An 18,270-nucleotide genomic window follows, 5' to 3' on the forward strand; every position below is an offset into this window, starting at 1 on the left:
TCTTCGTTTAAAGGGCGGCTGGTCGGACGGGGGTCAGTTGACGACGTCGTCGACGGTCATCGACTCCGAGCCCGGGCGGCTGGACAGGTTGATGCCCAGGTTCGCCGCGGCACGCTCGAGGTCCTCGTCGTCGGCGTCCCGCATCTCGATCGCCGCACCGTCGCTGGAGAGCACCTCGACGTTCAGGCAGAGCGACTGCAGCTCCTTGAGGAGCACCTTGAACGACTCGGGGATCCCCGGCTCCGGGATGTTCTCGCCCTTGACGATCGCCTCGTAGACCTTCACGCGGCCCACGACGTCGTCGGACTTGATCGTCAGCAGCTCCTGCAGGGTGTAGGCGGCGCCGTACGCCTGCATCGCCCAGCACTCCATCTCACCGAAGCGCTGGCCACCGAACTGCGCCTTACCGCCCAGCGGCTGCTGGGTGATCATCGAGTAGGGGCCGGTCGACCGGGCGTGGATCTTGTCGTCCACCAGGTGGGCCAGCTTCAGGATGTACATGTAGCCGACCGCGACCGGGAACGGGTACGGCTCACCGGAGCGGCCGTCGAGCAGCTGCGCCTTGCCGTCCGGACCGACCATCCGCTCGCCGTCCCGGTTGGGACGGGTCGAGCCCAGCAGACCCGTGATCTCGTGCTCGCGCGCACCGTCGAACACCGGCGTCGCGGTGTTCGTGTCGGCGGGCACCGAGTAGAGCTCCTCGGGCATCTGCGCCGCCCACTCGGGCGTGCCCTCGATCTCCCAGCCGGACTTGGCGATCCACCCGAGGTGGGTCTCCAGGATCTGGCCGATGTTCATACGACGCGGCACACCGTGGGTGTTCAGGATGATGTCGACCGGCGTGCCGTCCGGGAGGAACGGCATGTCCTCCTGCGGGAGGATCTTGCCGATGACGCCCTTGTTGCCGTGCCGGCCGGCGAGCTTGTCACCGTCGGAGATCTTGCGCTTCTGGGCCACGTAGACGCGGACCAGCTCGTTGACCCCCGGGGCCAGCTCGTCGTCGTCGTCGCGGGAGAAGACCCGGATGCCGATGACCTTGCCGTTCTCGCCGTGCGGGACCTTCAGCGAGGTGTCGCGGACCTCGCGCGCCTTCTCACCGAAGATCGCGCGGAGCAGGCGCTCCTCCGGGGTCAGCTCGGTCTCGCCCTTGGGCGTGACCTTGCCGACCAGGATGTCGCCGGGCTGGACCTCGGCACCGATCCGGATGATGCCGCGCTCGTCGAGGTCGGCGAGCACGTCCTCGGAGACGTTCGGGATGTCCCGGGTGATCTCCTCGGCACCGAGCTTGGTGTCGCGCGCGTCGATCTCGTGCTCCTCGATGTGGATCGAGGTGAGCACGTCGTCCTGCACGAGGCGCTGCGACAGGATGATCGCGTCCTCGTAGTTGTGGCCCTCCCACGGCATGATCGCCACGAGCAGGTTCTTGCCCAGCGCCATCTCACCGTTCTCGGTGCAGGGACCGTCGGCGAGCACCTGGCCCACCTCGACCCGCTGCCCCTCGTCGACGATGGGCTTCTGGTTGTTGCAGGTGCCCTGGTTCGAGCGGCGGAACTTGTTCAGACGGTAGGTCTGACGCTGCCCCTCGTCGTCCATCACGGTGATGTAGTCGGCGCACAGCTCCTCGACCACACCGGCGGCCTCGGCGGTGACGACGTCACCGGCGTCGACGGCGGCACGCAGCTCCATGCCGGTGCCGACCAGCGGCGACTCCGAGCGCAGCAGCGGCACGGACTGACGCTGCATGTTGGCGCCCATCAGCGCGCGGTTCGCGTCGTCGTGCTCGAGGAACGGGATCATCGCGGTCGCGACCGACACCATCTGGCGCGGCGAGACGTCGATGTACTCGACGCCCGAGGGCGAGATCAGGTCGACCTCGCCGCCCTTGCGGCGAACCAGCACCCGCTCCTCGGCGAACGAGCCGTCCTCGTTGAGGCGGGCGTTGGCCTGCGCGACGACGAAACGGTCCTCCTCGTCGGCGGTCAGGTAGTCGATCCGGGACGTGACGACGCCCTCGACAACCTTGCGGTACGGCGTCTCGATGAAGCCGAACGGGTTGACCCGCGCGAACGAGGCCAGCGACCCGATCAGACCGATGTTCGGCCCCTCGGGGGTCTCGATCGGGCACATCCGGCCGTAGTGCGACGGGTGGACGTCGCGGACCTCCATGCCGGCGCGCTCACGGGACAGTCCACCCGGGCCGAGCGCCGACAGCCGGCGCTTGTGGGTCAGGCCTGCGAGGGGGTTGTGCTGGTCCATGAACTGCGAGAGCTGCGAGGTGCCGAAGAACTCGCGGATCGCGGCCGTGATCGGCCGGGTGTTGATCAGGGTCTGCGGCGTGATGGCCTCGACGTCCTGGGTGGTCATCCGCTCGCGGACGACCCGCTCGGTGCGGGACAGACCGACCCGGACCTGGTTCTGGATCAGCTCGCCGACGGTGCGCAGGCGCCGGTTGCCGAAGTGGTCGATGTCGTCGGTCTCGACCGGGATCTCCCGCGCGGAGTCACCGGAGCCCACGGCCATCGTGGTCTCGCCGGCGTGCAGCCGGACGAGGTACTCGATGGTGGTGGCGACGTCCTCCTCGGTCAGCGTGCCGACCGAGTTGTCGATGTCGAGGCCGAGCTTCTTGTTGGCCTTGTAGCGACCGACCTTGGCCATGTCGTAGCGCTTGTCCTTGAAGAACAGGTTCTCCAGGAGCGCCTGGGCCGACTCGCGCGTCGGCGGCTCGCCGGGGCGCAGCTTGCGGTAGATGTCGAGCAGCGCCTCGTCCTGGCCCGCGGTGTTGTCCTTCTCGAGCGTCGTCATGATCGTCTCGGAGAACCCGAAACGCTCACCGATCTGCTCGGCGGTCCACCCCAGGGCCTTCAGCAGCACGGTGACCGGCTGACGGCGCTTGCGGTCGATGCGGACACCGACGGTGTCGCGCTTGTCGACGTCGAACTCCAGCCACGCACCCCGGCTCGGGATGATCTTGACCGAGTAGACGTCCTTCTCGGTCGTCTTGTCGATCGCGTGGTCGAAGTAGACACCCGGCGAACGGACGAGCTGCGACACGACGACGCGCTCGGTGCCGTTGATGATGAAGGTGCCCTTGTCGGTCATCACGGGGAACTCGCCCATGAAGACCGTCTGGGACTTGATCTCACCGGTGGTGTTGTTCGTGAACTCCGCCGTCACGAACAGCGGGGCACCGTAGGTCATGTCCTTGTCCCGGCACTCCTCGACGGAGGCCTTGACCTCGTCGAAGCGGGGGTCGGAGAAGGACAGCGACATCGAGCCCGAGAAGTCCTCGATCGGCGAGATCTCGGTGAGGATCTCCTCCAGACCGCTCACCGGGAGATCGTCACCGGCCTCGATCCGGCGCTGGAACCAGGCCTCGCTGCCGACCAGCCACTCGTACGACTGGATCTGCAGGTCGAGAAGGTCGGGGACCTCCAACGGCTGGGCGATCTTCGCGAAGGTGACCCGGGTGGGTGCGCCGGGGTAGTTCGGGTTCGCCGAAGCGGAGAGGGTCGAGGTGGTCGCGGCGGCGCGGGAGACAGCCAAGATGCGTCCTTCCGAGAACTGCGCTTCTCGTCTGGCGTGCGCCGGTGGCGGGCGCTACCGTCTCCCTCGATCCGATCGGGGTCCCCCCCGGATCGAGAAGCCGGTAGCCGGCCACGTCGCACGCCGTCTGTTGTCGGGCGCTGACGGACGAACGAAACCCCCGCACCCATGTCCGCCGAACCCTCTCCGGCGGCCGACGGATCGGTCCGGAAGTCTTCCCCGGTCATGAGCGCGTGAGCCTGGACGCAGACAGCGCAAAGAATGACTATAGACGCTGCGAGCGCAGCTGTCGAGACAGGTCGCCGATTCCAGCATCCAGGCAACCACCGTTGCCCAAGGGTGACCTGCACGCCGCACCGAGTCAAGTCCCACTTCGTCGACGAGCGGTCATCCTGCCGGGACGACCGGTCCACCGACGCCCGTCCGGGGCGATCCGCGTGACGGTTGACACGGTGTCGTCGGGACGCCAACGATCGGTCACAGGTCGGTGACGGCCGGCGGCGACGAAAGGACGACGATGTCCGACAGCACTCCTCCCATGCGCGAGCTCCTCGGTGACGACGCCCCCAGCAACTGGGGCAAGTGGGGTCCCGACGACGAGCTCGGCTGCCTGAACTACCTGGACGCGGGCGAGGTCCTGCGGGGCGTGCAGCACGTCCGTTCCGGCGAGGTGTTCACCCTGCAGATCCACATGGGACGCACCGAGGCGCCGGGCGACCCGCTGTGGCCGGGCCGCGAGGGCATCAAGCGCCAGAACGTCATGGACGAGGGCACCTGGGACTCGGCCGACGCACCGCAGTTCCCCGGCGGTCTGCACTACGCCGACGACACCGCCCTCATCTTCCTGCAGGGCTCCACGCAGTACGACGCGCTCGGCCACGTCTGGTACGACGGCAAGCTCTGGAACGGCTACGACGCGCGCTCCACCGTCGACGCGATGGACCGGGCCTCGGTGCTGCCGATCGCGGAGAAGGGCGTCGTCGGGCGGGGCGTGCTCGTCGACATGGCCCGGCACCGCGGCAAGGAGTGGCTCGACAAGGGCGAGACCTTCGACCACACCGACCTCGAGGCCGCCGCGCAGGCACAGGGAGTCGACATCGAGCCGCACGACGTGCTCGTCATCCGCACCGGATGGATGAAGTACTGGTACGAGCTCAACGACCCGGCCACCTTCTACACCGACTTCACCGAGCCCGGGCTCACCTACTCACGCGAGCTCGTGGAGTGGTTCCAGCGCAAGGAGATCCCGAACCTCGTCACCGACACGATCGCCAACGAGGTGACCAGCGAGCCGCACACCGGCGTCGCGCTCCCGCTGCACTGCGCGCTGATGCGCAACCTCGGCGTCGCCCTCACCGAGATCGCCTGGCTCGACGACCTCGCCGAGGCCTGCGCCGCCGACGGACGGTGGAGCTTCCTCTACGCCGCGGCCCCGCTCAAGGTCGTCAACGGCACGGGGGCACCGGTGAACCCGATCGTGATCCGCTGATGTCCTACGCCGACCGCCCCTGGCTGGCCCGCTACGCCGAGGGCCAGCCGCACGACATCACCCCGGACTTCCCGGACGCGCTGTCGATGTTCCGCGCCGCGGTGGCGCGGAACCCCGACGGCGACGCGATCCGCTACTTCGACGGCGCGCTCACCTACCGCGAGCTCGACGAGCTCACCGACGCCTTCGCCGCCGGGCTGCTCGCCGGCGGGTTCACCGCGGGCGAGCGCGTCGCGATGTATCTGCAGAACGTGCCGCAGTTCGTCCTCGGCCTGGTCGGCACCTGGAAGGCCGGCGGCGTCGCGGTGTCGGTCAACCCGATGAACCGGGAGCGGGAGCTGGAGCTGCTGCTGCGCGACTCCGGGTCGTCGGTGCTGGTGTGTCTGGAGTCGCTCTACGACGGCGTCGCGCGGACCGTGCTGGCCGGGCAGCCGGGCGTGCGCACCGTGCTCACCACCTCCGAGCGCGAGTTCCAGACCCGCGACGACCGGCGTGCGCTCCCCGACACCGCGCGGCCGGACCTGTCCGGCGACGACGTCACCGACCTCGGCGCGTTCCTGGAGACGCACCGGGGCGGCACTCCCCCGCCGGTGTCGTTCACCGCCGGCGACACCGCGTTCCTCACCTACACCTCGGGGACCACCGGGCCGCCCAAGGGCGCGATGAACACCCACGGCAACGTCGTCTTCACCAGCCAGGCCTACGCCACGTGGTGCGGCCTCGGCGACGACGAGGTCGTCCTCGGCATCGCCCCGCTGTTCCACATCACCGGTCTGATCGCGCACGTGACCCTCGCCCAGTACCTGGCCGCGCCGCTGGTGCTGTTCCACCGGTTCGAGCCGTCGCTGGGCGTCGACGTCATCCGGGAGCACCGGCCGACCCTGACCGTCGGGGCGATCACCGTGTTCATCGCGCTGATGAACGCCCCGAACGCCGACCGGGAGGCGCTCGCGTCGCTGCGCACGATCTGCTCGGGCGGGGCGCCGATCCCGCCGTCGACGGTCACCGCGTTCCACGAGGCGTTCGGGCTGTGGATCCACAACATCTACGGGCTGACCGAGACCACCTCGCCGTCGCACGCGACGCCGATCGGCACCCAGGGGCCGGTGGACTCCGCGTCCGGGGCGCTGTCGGTGGGCGTTCCGATCTACGGCACCGTCGTGCGCATCCTCGACGACGACGGCGCGGAGCTCCCGCCCGGCGAGATCGGGGAGATCTGCACGTCCGGGCCACAGGTCGTCGCGGGCTACTGGGGCAAGCCCGAGGAGACGGCCCACGCGTTCCCCACCGGGGAGCTCGCGCAGCCCGAACTCAGAACGGGGGACGTCGGCTACATGGACGCCGACGGCTGGTTCTACATCGTCGACCGCAAGAAGGACCAGATCAACGCGGGCGGCTACAAGGTGTGGCCGCGCGAGGTGGAGGACGTCCTCTACGAGCACCCCGCGGTGCGGGAGGCCGCGGTGGTCGGCGTCGCCGACGAGTACCGGGGCGAGACGGTCAAGGCGTTCGTGTCACTGCGGGCCGGTGCCTCGGCCACCCCGGAGGAGCTGATCGCGTTCACCCGGGAACGGATGGCGGCCTACAAGTACCCGCGGCAGGTGGAGCTGCTCGACGAGGTGCCCAAGACCGTCACGGGCAAAGTGCTGCGCCGCGAGCTGCGGGCCCGCGAGCAGACCTGACCCGGAGACGACGACGGGGCGCCGACCCGGTGGGTCGGCGCCCCGTCGTGCGAGCGGTGCTCAGGTCACTTGAGCGAGACCTTGGCGCCGGCCTCCTCGAGCTTCGTCTTGGCGGCCTCGGCGGCCTCCTTGGCGACACCCTCGAGCAGCGACTTCGGCGCGGACTCGACGAGGTCCTTCGCCTCCTTCAGGCCCAGGCCCGAGACGACCTCGCGGACGACCTTGATGACCTGGATCTTCTTGTCACCGGCGGCCTCGAGGACGACGTCGAACTCGTCCTTCTCCTCCTCGGCGGGGGCGGCACCGGCGGCGGGGGCACCCGCGGCGGCGACGGCGACCGGGGCGGCCGCGGTGACCTCGAAGGTCTCCTCGAACTTCTTCACGAAGTCCGAGAGCTCGAGCAGGGTGAGCTCCTTGAAGGCGTCGAGCAGCTCGTCGGTGGACAGCTTCGCCATGGTGGCGGTCCTTTCTCTACGAAAGACAGATGGGGGTGGTGATCAGCTCTCGGCGGAGTCGCCGTCGGCATCGGCCGGAGCGGCGGACTCGCCGGACTCGGCCTTCTTGTCGGCCAGTGCCTGCGCGAGGCGGGCGACCTGCGAGGCCGGGGCGTTGAACAGCCCCGCGGCCTTGGACAGGTTGGCCTTCATCGCGCCGGCCAGCTTGGCCAGCAGGACCTCACGGGTCTCGAGGTCCGCCAGCTGCTCGATCTCGGCGGTGGACAGGGCGCGCCCGTCCATGTACCCGCCCTTGATCGTCAGACCGGGGTTGTCCTTCGCGAACTGCTTGATCGCCTTCGCGGCCTCGACGGGCTCACCCTTGATGAAGGTGATGGCCGTCGGGCCGGCGAGCAGGTCGTCCAGGCCCTGGACCCCGGCCTCCGCCGCCGCGCGCTTGACCAGGGTGTTCTTCGCGACGCGGAAGTTCGCGTCCGAACCCAGGTCCCGGCGCAGCTGGGTCAGCTTGGCGACGCTGAGCCCGCGGTACTCGGTCACGACCGAGGCGTCCGACTCGCGGAAGCGGTTGGTGATCTCCTCGACCGCTGCGACCTTGTCAGGTGCTGCCATCGCTGCCCTCCTCTCGGGGGTCGGTCTCGTGCACGTGGGACGTGCTTGGGGGTGCCACCGACGCAGTTCCCACTCCGACCCCGGAGACGACGAACGCCCCGTGCGCAGCAGCACGGGGCGTCGGAAGTTCGTGGGGCACTCGCGCGCCCGGTGTCGCCTCGTCCTCCTGCGCGGGCCGTCCGGACGTTCCCGGAACCTTCGTACGCCCTTCGGGAAGGACGCGGACCTGCGGTCTTCGGTGGATCGGGACCAACTGTAGCTCCTCGCCGTACCCCCGGTTCACCCGGGGGTACGGCGGGGCGGGCCTGCTCAGGCCGGCGTCATCGCGGAGATCTTCCAGCGGCCGTCGACGAACTGGGCGTCGACCCGCAGCCGCGCCGCCGCGGAGCCCTCCTGCGGGGCGCCGCCGTCGGCCTGGCGGCGGATGACCTGGTTGACGAAGGCGTAGACGGTCGCGCGGTCGCCGTCGATGCTCGCCACGGCGAGCTTCGGGATCGTCGCGGTGACCACGGCCTTCTGCTGCGGGGCGAGGTCCTTCACGCTGCCGAAGATCTTGTCGAACTCCGGTTGGAAGCCCGGGGTGATGACGCCGCGGGCGTCGTCCTCGGCCTGCTGGAGGCGGGCGTAGTCGAAGGAGTAGACCTTCGTGATCGCCTCACCGACCTGCTCGCCGACCTGCGCGGTGGTGCCGACGTCGGTGAGCGCGGTGTTGGACGCCGACCCGGTGAAGGTCGTGCGGTACCACTCGGCGCCGAAGAACGCGGCGGCCGCGACGAGCAGCACCGTGACGGCGAGCAGCAGCCCGGTCGCGCGCCGGCTCGTCGGGGCGGACAGCAACGACCGGCGACGCGGGGTGCCGTCGGCGCCGGCCGGGGTGCCGTCGGCGTCGTCGTCGTCGGCCGTGCCGGGGGCGTCGGTGCGCCCGGCGTCGCCGGAGCGGACCGGTGCGGCGGACGGGACCGCGTCACCGGAGCGCTCGTCGAGGGCGACACCGCCGGTGCCGGTCTCCTCCTCGTCGGGCTCGTCGGCGCGGGTGCGCGGGCGGCCCGCGACCTGGGGCCTGCGGATGCCGCCCGCAGGGCGGCGGCGGGGGGTGGACATGCGGTGACCTCCTGGGGTGGTCGACCTGGGAGCGGCGCGGTGCGGGGCACCGCCGGGGGGCCGGGGGTCGGGCCGGAGGGTCAGCCCGTACCCGGGGTGACCAGCGGCTCCAGTGCGTCGACCTTCCAGCCGTCGTCGGTGCGGACCATGCCGAGCTCGATGCGCTGGCGGGTCACGGCGGGCTGACCGCCCTCGGGCGTGACGGTCACGTCGACGCCGGCGAGCACCCGGGCGGTCCCGGCGCGCGGGTCGACCTCGGTCACCGCGGCGTCGGTGACGGTCGCGGCGGTGGTGCGCTTCTGGTCGGTCACCAGCTTGGCGTAGGCGTCGCGGTTGGACACGAACTCGTCGCGGACCGACCCGGCCGAGGACTGGATCCACAGGTCCAGGCCCTTCTGGGCGTCGGAGTGGTCCAGGGTGTTCAGGTTGATCACGGCCTGGCGGGCGTCACGGAGCGCCTCGTCGCGGGCCTGGGCGACCTGGGTGGCGTCGCTGTTCAGCGCGAACAGCCACAGGCCGCCCAGCACGAGCGCGAGCACCGCCGCGACGACGGCGGCCACGGGCAGGGCCCTGGCGAGCGGTCCGGGCGGGGTCTGGCCGCCGTCCGGACCGGTGGCAGGCTCCACGGGCGCGGAACCGTCGGGGGTGTCGGCCGTCGGGTCGGCCTTCGTGTCGGCGTCGGAGCCGGCAACGTCGGTGTTCATCGGGGAGCGTTCCTCCTCCCGGCTGCGGGGGCACAGCCGCTCGGCGACCGCACCGGGCGGCCGTGGGCCGGCCGTGGGGGTCCGCGCCGTCCGGCGGACGGCGGTCCCCCGCGGTCGTCGTGCCGGCCGGGCCCGGGTGTGACCCGGCCGTCGTGCCGGTCACGCCCCGGACGGGGCGCGACCGTCGTGCTCAACCGCCCAGGATCTGGGCGAAGCTCGTCACCAGGCCCGGCGTCGCGACCCGCTCGGCACGGTTGTCGCCGAGCGACCCGGCGTTCGGCCGCGGGGCCGGTCCGTCGGCGGTGTCGCCGCCGTGGTGACCGTCACCGTGGCCGCCGAACCCCGAGTTGCCGGAGTAGTCCGGCACCTCGAGCGGCTGGGGCCTCGGCACATTCTGCATTCCGCGCACGTTGGTGGGGCTTCCGGGGGGCTCGGTGCAGCGGGCGTCCTCGTTCACCGGTCGCTCGGAGACGTCGAGGCCACCGCGGTTGGGCGTGCCCTCGTAGCCCCGGGTGCAGACCGGCGGGTCGGCGATGTTGACGACCAGACCGAGGTGCGCGGTCCCGTCGCCGGGCACGACCTTCGGCGCGACGGCCACCAGGCCGGGGTAGGTCACGAGCAGCTGGCGCAGGCCCGCCTGGCGCGGGGCCAGCAGCTCGGTCACCGTCCGCAGGTTCGCGATCGACTCGCCGAGCCCGGGGCCGCTCTCCCGGAGCAGGCCGCTGACCTGGTCGCCCAGGCGCGGGCCGTCGTCGATGATCCGGCGCAGGTCCGGGTCGGACTGCTTGAGCTGCTCGGTGACCTCGCGCAGGCCGCGGCTGAACTCCTGGAACTGCGGGGCCACCTCGTTCTGCGTGGTGAGCACCGGGCGGGCGTCGCGGATCAGCGCGGTCGTCTGCGGCAGCGCGTCGGTGGCGGCCCGGGTGAACTCCCCGGTGGTGTCGAGCAGCTGCTGCAGCGGCTGCGCGGTGCCCTCGAAGCCCTGGCCGAGCTCGCGGACGACGGTCTGCAGCGAGTCCTTCGGCACCGTCGACACGAGCTGGTCCAGCTCGGTCAGGAAGGTGTTGATCTGGACCGGGGTCCGGGTGCGGTCCTGCGGGATGACCGAGCCGGAGGCGAGCGCCTCGCCGCCGTCGGCCACCGGCTGGAGGTCGACGTACTGCTCACCGATCGGCGACAGGTTCCCGACGACGGCCCGGGCGTCGGCCGGGATGGCCGGCGCGGAGTTATCGATGTCGAGCTGGACGTCGACGCCGCGGGCGGTCAGCGACAGCGGCCCGACCCGGCCGACACTCACGCCGCGGTAGGTGACGTCGGCGCCGCTGAAGATCCCGCCGGAGTCGGCGAGCTCCACCGTGACCGGGTACGTCGTCGCCCCGAAGATGCGGTCGAGACCGGCGTAGCGGAAGCCCGCGTAGCCGACCGCCACGATGGTGACGAGCACCAGCGCGGTCAGCTGCCAGCGGACGGTCTTGGTGATCACGATCCGCCTCCGAAGAGTCCGCCGAGCAGGCCGCCGCCACCGGAGCCCTGCTCCGGCGTCGGGCTCGGTGCCGGGGTCGCCGACGGTGCCGGGGTGGCCGGCGCGGTGCCCGAGGCGGGCGGCGCCGGCGCGGTGGTGGGCTGCTCGGTCCCGAGCAGCGGCAGCGCGGGCGCACCGGGGACCGCCGGGTCCGGCTGCCGCGGGGTGGCGCCGAGCAGCGGCGTCAGCAGCTGCGCGGTGGGCGGCAGCTGGGCCAGCTGCGTCGGGTCGAGCGGCAGCCCGAGCTGGTTGGAGTTCAGGATGTTGCGCAGGACCGAACCGAGGTCCAGGTCCAGGTCCACGTACAGGTTGGCGTAGTCACCGGCGACGGCGTCGGTGGCCGCATCGGTGAACGGGATCGACAGCAGCAGCTGCAGCGAGTCCGGCAGGTTCTGGCCGGAGTCGGCCAGGTTCCGCAGCACCGGGCGCAGCGCCTCCAGGTCGGCCAGCAGGTCGTCGCGGGACCGGTTGACCACGTTGGTGGCGACGCCGGACAGCCGGTCGAGGGCCTGCAGCATGCCGACGAGCTGGGTGCGCTGGGACTCGAGCTCACGCAGGCCGGGGCTGATGTTCTGCAGGGCGTTCTCGATCTGCGGGCGACGCTCGGCGAGGGTGGCCGAGAGCCGGTTGAGGCCGTCGAGGGCGCGGTTGATGTCGTCCTTGGAGCTGTCGAGCGAGCCGACGAGCCGGTCCAGGTTGTCCAGCAGACCGCGGATCTGCGGCTCGCGACCGGACAGTGCGTTGTTCAGCTCGGTGGAGATGGTCCGGATCTGGGCCACGCCGCCGCCGTTGAGCAGCAGCGACAGGGCCCCGAGGACCTCCTCGACCTCGGCCGCGCGCCCGCTGGCCTGCAGTCCGATCCTCCCGCTCCGGGCGAGGTCGCCCTCGGCGGGGACGGTCGGCTGGGACAGCTCGACGAACTTCTCACCGAGCAGCGAGGTCGTGCGGACCCGCGCGGTGGCGTTGGCCGGGAGCGTGACGTCGCGGTTCACCGCGACGGTGACCAGCGCGTTCCACGACCCCGGCTCGACGGCGACGGTCTCGACCGCGCCGACCGGCACGTCACCGACGCGCACGATCGACTGCGGGACGAGGTCGACGACGTCGGCGAACTCGATCTGCACCGAGTACGGGTCGTCGCCCAGGTTCGCGCCACCGGGCAGCGGGATGCCCCGGAGGCCGCCGTCCACCGCGCCGCAGCCGCCCGCGAACAGGGCCACGGCGGTCAGCAGCGCCGACACCCGGCCGACACGGCCGCTGGAGCCGATCACGATCCACCTCCGAACAGGCCGAACAGTCCGCCGCCCCCGCGCTCCTCGGTCTCGGGGACCGGGGTGGGAGTGGCCTGCGGGGCCGTCGTCGTCGACGGCGCCGGGGTGGCCGGGGCGCCGGTGGCGCCCGGTGCGGGCTGCCCACCGGGGGCGGGAGCCTGCGGGTCGGCCGGGGCGCGCAGCTGCGAGCCCGGGTCGGTCAGCGACAGCGGCGAGCCCGGCATCAGCTGGGGCACCGCCGGGTTGACCCCGGAGCCGCCGGCCTGGAGCTGCTCGAGCACCTGCTGCGGGGTCGGCAGCGGCACCGCGCCGTCGAGGATCGGGGCCAGGCCGTCGCAGAGCGCGGCGGTGGGCTGGTCCAGGCCACCCGGGATCGCACCCGCGCCGCGGCGGAGGATCTCGCAGATCGCGACCGGCAGCGGGTAGGCCAGCTCGTTGATGTTGGCCCGGGTGTCGAGGGTCTCCGACGAGCCGTTGTAGATGTTGGTGAGGTTGCCCAGCGCGGCCGGGGCCACGTCGGCGATCTCGGACAGCGCCCGCTGGTGGTCGACGACCTCCTGCGAGACGCTCGCGAGCTTGTCCACGTTCGACCGCAGCGTCGAACGGTTGTCCTGCACGAAGTCGGCGACCTCGCCGAGCGCGAAGGACAGCTGGTTCAGCGCGCCACCGAGCTCGCCACGCTGGCTCGCGAGGAAGCCGGTCACGTCGGCCAGCTTCCCGTTGAGCTCGCGGATGCCGGGGTCGTTCTCGCGCAGCGTCCCGACGAACTTCTGCAGCTCGGTGATGGTGCCGAACAGGTCGCCGCTGGACCCGTTCAGCGTCGCCGAGAGCCCACCGAGGTTGCGGATGGTGTCGTTGAGTGCGCGCCCGTTGCCGTCGAGGTTCTGTGCGGTGACGTCCAGGACGTCGTTGAGCGCGCCGTCCTTGTTCGCTCCCTGCGGGCCCAGCGCCCGGGAGAGCTCGGTCGCGGTCCGGGTGAGGTCGTCGACACCGAGCGGGAACGCGGTGCGCTCCAGCGGGATCGGCTCGCCGTTCCACTCCGGGCCGCCGGTCCACACCGGGGTCAGCTGCACGTAGCGGCCGGTGACCAGGCTCGGCGAGACGACGGCGGCCTTGACGTCGGCGGGCAGGCGCACCTCGTCGTCGGTGATGGTCATGTCGACCCGCACCCGGTCCCCCTCGGGCGTGATCCGGTCGATCTTGCCGACCGGGACGCCGAGCACCCGCACGTCGTTGTCCTGGAACAGCGCGGCGGAGCTGGTGAAGTAGGCGGTGACCGGACGGCCGCCGCCGGAGGTGATCAGCCAGATCGCGCTCGCCACCAGGACGGCGACGACGGCGATCAGGGCACCGAACTGGATCTGGCGCCGGTCGTTGGCCCAGGAACCCATCAGCAGTCACCCCCGAGCGGCACGACCGGCGGCAGCAGGCCGCACAGGTAGTTGTCGAGCCAACGGCCGTTGCCGAGGACGTTGCCGAACACGCGGACGAACACCGCTTCCTTGTCGAGGATCTCGCCGAGGTTGTCGCGGTTCTCCTCGAGTACCGCCAGCACGCGGTCGAGGGTCTCCAGGGCCGGGCGCAGCTGCGCCTGGTTGTCGGCGACGAGTCCGCGCAGCTGGATCGACAGGCGCTGCACGCCGTCGAGCAGGTTCGCGATCGCGTCCTTGCGCCGCTGCAGCTCACCGAGCAGCAGGTTGCCGTCGTTCACCAGCTTCACGACGTCGCCGCGGCGGTCGGCCAGCGTGGTCGACAGCTGCCGGGTGTTGGCGAGCAGCTTCTTCAGCTCGGCGTCCCGGCTGGAGATCGTGTTCGACAGGCGGGACAGCCCATCGAGGGCCCCGCGGATCTCCGGCGGGGTGTCGCGGAAGGTGTCCGAGAGCGTGGTCAGGCTCGACGCGAGCTGCGTGGTGTCGAGCTGGTCGATCGTGCCGGAGAGGCCGTTGAAGGCGTCGACGACGTCGAACGGGGACTTGGTCCGGTCCCGGCCGATCGGCTGGTCGGGGTCCTGCTCGGCGTCGCCGCGCGGGTCGAGGGCGAGGAACTTCGACCCCAGCAGCGTGGCGATCTCGATCGACGCCGTGGTCCGGTTGCCGACCCAGGCGTCCTCGACGGTGAACTCGACCTTCACGTGGTCGCCGTCGAGGGAGACGTCCTGCACCCGGCCCGCCTCGACCCCGGCCACGGTGACGCGGTCGTTGGCCTGCAGGCCCGCCGCCTCGGGGAACTCCGCGGTGTAGCGGGTGGCCCCGGAGAAGATCGCCTCGTAGTTGAACGCGGCCAGTGTCAGCGCCGCGATCAGCACGAGTCCGATCACCGCCGTCAGGACGGGGCGCTTCTGCCCTGCCTGTGCCATCAGTTGCCTCCCGGCTGCAGCGCTGCGGTCGGGTCGCTGCTCGAGTCGACCGGGCCACGGCCGGCCGCCTGGTCCAGCAGGCCGCCGACCGACTCGGTGGTCGGCTCACGCATCAACGGGTTGTCCTCGGCGCGGTTGTCCGCGGGGTCGCCGGGCTGCGAACCGTCGGTCGGGACGGTGTTGCCGGCCCCGATCCCGGACGGGTCCGGGCCGCAGCGCCGCTCGGGGTTGCTGATCGGGCCGATGCCCAGGTCCTCCAGCGAGGTCGGCTGCAGGATCGGCGAGATGCCGATCTGGCCGTCGAGGCCGCAGAGGTAGAAGTTGAACCAGCTGCCGTACGAGCCGACGCGGGCGATCCGGTTCAGCTTGAACGGCGTGTACTGCAGGAACCGCTCGATCGCGGGGCGGCCCTGGTCGAGCTGGGTCGCGAGGTCGCCGAGGTTGCGGATGTCGTCGCGCAGCGGCGGGCGGGCGTCCTCCAGGAACGACCCCGTGACCTGGGTCAGCTCGCCGATGGACTGGATCGCGTTGCCGATGGGCTCGCGGTCCTGGGCCAGCCCGGACACCAGCGCCTGCAGCGAGCTGATCAGCTCGTTGAGGCCCTCGTCGTTGCGGTTGACGGTGTCGAGGGTCAGGTTCAGGTTGTCGATGACCTGGCCGATGACCTGGTCGCGGTCGGCGATCGAGTTGGTCAGCGACGACGTCGAGGCCAGCAGGCTCTGCACCGTGCCGCCCTCGCCCTGCAGGACCTGGACGATCTCCATCGACAGCTTGTTGATCTGGTCCGGGTCCAGGCCCTGGAACAGCGGCTGGAAGCCGTTGAACAGCACGGTCAGGTTGACCGCGGGGCGGGTCCGGTCGATCGGGATCTGGCCGCCGGCGGGGAGGTCCTCCCCGGTCGGGCCCGCGCCCTGGTCCAGCGCCATGTACCGCTGGCCGATGAGGTTCTTGTACTTCAGGGTCGCGCCGACCGTCGACGGCAGCGGGTTCGACGAGTCGACGTCGAACGCCACCTCGGCGACCCGCTGGTCGACGATGCGGACGTCCTTGATCGATCCGACGACGACGCCGGCGATGCGGACGTCGTCGCCGGCCAGCAGACCGGTCGCGTCGCTGAACCGGGCGGTGTACTCGGTGACCTGACCGCCCCGGGCGTTCGCGATGGTCAGGCCGAGCAGCGTCGTGCCCAGCGCCGTGACCAGCGCGAAGACCAGGAACTTGACCAGCGCCGAGATCGGGAGCCTGCTCACGTCAGCGTCACCTCCGTGCCGCGCAGGAGCGGGCCGACCATCGTGCTGCTCCAGGCCGGCACGGCCTGCGGGGAGCCGCCCTGCTGGGCGGCCAGCAGCTGCGCGACGACGTCCTGCTCACCGGCGGAGTTCGCGACGCCCATGTCGACCGAGCCGCTCTGGTGCGTCCCGTCGTAGGACGACGGCTGGATGCCCGCCTGACCGAGCGCGGTGGTCAGCGGGGGGAGCACGCCCGCGCCGTTCTCCGCGCTCTGGTCCTGGATGAGACCGAAGCTGTCGGTGCCGTCGTAGGTGCCGAAGGTGTCGACCCCGAAGTCCTCGGGGTTGCCCATCGGCTGCCCGGCCGGGGCCGGGCCCGGGACGGAGCCGTCCCGGAACGGGCCGTCCGGCGGGTACTGGGTGCCGGTCGGGACCGGGATCGGGTAGCAGCGCGGACCGCGGTCATCGCCGTACTCGGGCTCGTCCTGGTTCGGCAGGTACTTGCCCTTGCTCGCCACGATCTCGAGGGTGATGTTGACGCCCACCCGGTCGGTGCCCGGCCGGAACGCGTCGTTGATCTTCGGGATCAGCTCGACGAGCTGGCGGGTCAGGCAGGGGAACTCCGGCGAGTACCGGGCCAGGGTCTCCAGCGTCGGCCGGCTCGCGGCGGAGAGCCCGATGATGTTCTCGCCGTTCGCGTCGAGGAAGGCCCGCAGGTCGTCCGAGGCACCGGTGATGGAGCGGTAGAGGTTCCGCAGACCCTCGCGCTTCTCGACGACGGTGCGGCTGGTGACCGTGAGGTTGTCGAGCGCGTCGAGCAGGTCGGGCGCGGCCTGGTTCAGGTTGTCGGAGAAGGTCGCCAGCTGGCGGATGTCCTCCTGCAGGTCCGGCACGGCCGGGTTCAGGCCCTCGACCAGCGTGTTCAGCTGGGTCAGGGTCTCCCCGAGCTGGTTGCCCCGGCCCTGCAGGGCCTGGGAGAGCGAGCCGAGCGTGGTCGCCAGGTCCTGCGGACGGACGGTCTGCAGCAGCGGCAGCAGCTCGTCGAGCACCCGCTCGACCTCCAGCGCGGCCTGGCTGCGGTCCTCGGGGATGACGTCGCCCGCGGCCAGCCGGGCCGTCGACGGCGCGGCCGGCGGGACCAGCGACACGAACTTCTCGCCGAACAGCGTCTTGGGCAGCAGCTGGGCGGTGACGTTCTCCGGGATCTGGTCGAGGAACTGCGGGTCCATCGACATCTCGATGCTGGTGTCCGTGCCGTTCGAGACGACCTGGTCGACCTGGCCGACGATCAGGCCGTTGACCTTGACGTCGGAGCGCTCCTGCATCTGGGTGCCGACCCGGGCGACGTTCAGGGTCACCGGGACACCGGAGGAGAAGGCGCCGACGTACTGGGCGACGGCCAGCCCGAGCAGGACGACGATGACCGTGACGAAGGCCAGGCCCTGCAGCACTCGCTTCGGGGACCTCATCCGGCCACCCGCACCGAGGTCGAGGTGCCGAACATGACCAGCGTCAGGAAGAAGTCCAGGATGGCGGTGCTCACGATCGACAGCCGCACCGCCCGACCGACCGCGACACCGACGCCGGCGGGGCCGCCCTTGGCGGAGTAGCCGTAGTGGCAGTGGATCAGGATGATCACCGTCGCGAACACGATCACCTTGAGGTAGGACAGCAGTACGTCACTGACCGGTAGGAACAGGTCGAAGTAGTGGTCGTAGGTACCACCGGGCAGACCGTTGATCAGCGTGACGTTGATCCGCGAGGCGGCGTAGCTGGCGAGCAGGCCTAGCGTGTAGATCGGGATGATCGCGACGATGCCGGCGACCACCCGGGTGGTCACCAGGTAGGGCACCGAGGGCACCGCCATGACCTCCAGCGCGTCGATCTCCTCGGAGATCCGCATCGCGCCGAGCTGGGCGGTGAACCCCGCGCCGAGGGTCGCGGTCAGCGCCGAGGCGGCGACCAGGGGGGCGATCGAGCGGGTGTTGAAGTAGGCGGTGATGAAGCCGGTCAGCGCCTCGACGCCCAGGGCGTCCAGGGCCCGGAAGCCCTGCAGGCCGACCAGCGAGCCGACGAACAGCGACAACGACGCCATCACGCCGACGGTCCCGAGGATGACGATCAGCGCCCCGGAGCCGAAGGAGACCTCGGCGAGCAGCCGGGCGACCTCCTTCTTGTACCGGGTCAGCGTCTTCGGGATCCAGAGGATCGACCGGACGTAGAGCGACAGCTGGTCGCCGAGCTCCTCGAGCTGGTTCAGCGGCGCCTGGGCGGCCCGTCGGGCCCGCGTTCCGAGTGGGGTGGCCATG

13 protein-coding genes and 1 pseudogene are annotated in these 18,270 nt (G+C 71.1%); 2 read left to right on the plus strand and 12 right to left on the minus strand.

Annotated features, from left to right (window positions below; translation table 11 throughout):
- Positions 1 to 33 precede the first annotated feature (33 nt).
- Positions 34 to 3,543, minus strand: coding sequence for a DNA-directed RNA polymerase subunit beta (gene rpoB, locus ZF1_RS23600; RefSeq protein WP_482638377.1), 3,510 nt, complete (start codon positions 3,541 to 3,543; stop codon positions 34 to 36).
- 538 nt (positions 3,544 to 4,081) lie between these two features.
- Here rpoB and ZF1_RS23605 point away from each other — a divergent pair.
- Positions 4,082 to 5,032 (plus strand): cyclase family protein, encoded by a 951-nt coding sequence (locus ZF1_RS23605; RefSeq protein ID WP_482638378.1) that lies wholly within the window; start codon positions 4,082 to 4,084, stop codon positions 5,030 to 5,032.
- Complete coding sequence (locus ZF1_RS23610; RefSeq protein WP_482638379.1) at positions 5,032 to 6,714, plus strand: AMP-binding protein; 1,683 nt, start codon at positions 5,032 to 5,034, stop codon at positions 6,712 to 6,714. The genes ZF1_RS23605 and ZF1_RS23610 overlap by 1 nt, the downstream gene beginning before the upstream one ends.
- A 65-nt stretch (positions 6,715 to 6,779) precedes the next feature.
- Here ZF1_RS23610 and rplL read toward each other — a convergent pair whose 3' ends face one another.
- The 11 genes and pseudogenes from rplL to ZF1_RS23665 form a co-directional block, all read right to left on the minus strand.
- Positions 6,780 to 7,169 (minus strand): 50S ribosomal protein L7/L12, encoded by a 390-nt coding sequence (gene rplL / locus ZF1_RS23615; protein ID WP_073576478.1) that lies wholly within the window; start codon positions 7,167 to 7,169, stop codon positions 6,780 to 6,782.
- A gap of 42 nt (positions 7,170 to 7,211) precedes the next feature.
- Positions 7,212 to 7,778, minus strand: coding sequence for a 50S ribosomal protein L10 (gene rplJ, locus ZF1_RS23620; protein ID WP_073576479.1), 567 nt, complete (start codon positions 7,776 to 7,778; stop codon positions 7,212 to 7,214).
- 309 nt (positions 7,779 to 8,087) lie between these two features.
- Positions 8,088 to 8,879 carry a nuclear transport factor 2 family protein gene (locus ZF1_RS23625; protein ID WP_073576480.1) on the minus strand — a complete coding sequence of 264 codons (792 nt, stop codon included), beginning with the start codon at positions 8,877 to 8,879 and terminating at the stop codon, positions 8,088 to 8,090.
- Between the two features lie 80 nt (positions 8,880 to 8,959).
- Positions 8,960 to 9,583: a hypothetical protein gene (locus tag ZF1_RS23630; protein WP_083658784.1), complete on the minus strand. Its 624-nt coding sequence runs from the start codon at positions 9,581 to 9,583 to the stop codon at positions 8,960 to 8,962.
- A 190-nt stretch (positions 9,584 to 9,773) separates the two neighbouring features.
- A complete protein-coding gene (locus tag ZF1_RS23635; RefSeq protein WP_073576481.1) occupies positions 9,774 to 11,066 on the minus strand; it encodes an MCE family protein in 1,293 nt (430 codons plus the stop codon).
- Positions 11,063 to 12,376, minus strand: coding sequence for an MCE family protein (locus tag ZF1_RS23640; protein ID WP_179761806.1), 1,314 nt, complete (start codon positions 12,374 to 12,376; stop codon positions 11,063 to 11,065). Before ZF1_RS23640 ends, ZF1_RS23635 begins: the two co-directional genes overlap by 4 nt.
- The gene (locus tag ZF1_RS23645; RefSeq protein WP_179761805.1) at positions 12,373 to 13,767 is read right to left on the minus strand and encodes an MCE family protein; all 1,395 of its coding nucleotides are present in this window, start codon (positions 13,765 to 13,767) and stop codon (positions 12,373 to 12,375) included. The genes ZF1_RS23640 and ZF1_RS23645 overlap by 4 nt, the downstream gene beginning before the upstream one ends.
- Positions 13,767 to 14,732, minus strand: coding sequence for an MCE family protein (locus tag ZF1_RS23650; RefSeq protein WP_179761804.1), 966 nt, complete (start codon positions 14,730 to 14,732; stop codon positions 13,767 to 13,769). Before ZF1_RS23650 ends, ZF1_RS23645 begins: the two co-directional genes overlap by 1 nt.
- A 230-nt stretch (positions 14,733 to 14,962) precedes the next feature.
- Positions 14,963 to 15,982 (minus strand): annotated as a pseudogene (locus ZF1_RS23655) (MCE family protein); the annotation flags it as partial.
- Positions 15,979 to 17,430: an MCE family protein gene (locus ZF1_RS23660; protein ID WP_253066724.1), complete on the minus strand. Its 1,452-nt coding sequence runs from the start codon at positions 17,428 to 17,430 to the stop codon at positions 15,979 to 15,981. The pseudogene ZF1_RS23655 and the gene ZF1_RS23660, both read right to left, overlap by 4 nt.
- The gene (locus tag ZF1_RS23665) at positions 17,427 to 18,269 is read right to left on the minus strand and encodes an MlaE family ABC transporter permease (protein ID WP_161152754.1); all 843 of its coding nucleotides are present in this window, start codon (positions 18,267 to 18,269) and stop codon (positions 17,427 to 17,429) included. Before ZF1_RS23665 ends, ZF1_RS23660 begins: the two co-directional genes overlap by 4 nt.
- Position 18,270: the final 1 nt, after the last annotated feature.

The organism is Pseudonocardia sp. ZF1, from assembly GCF_056835605.1.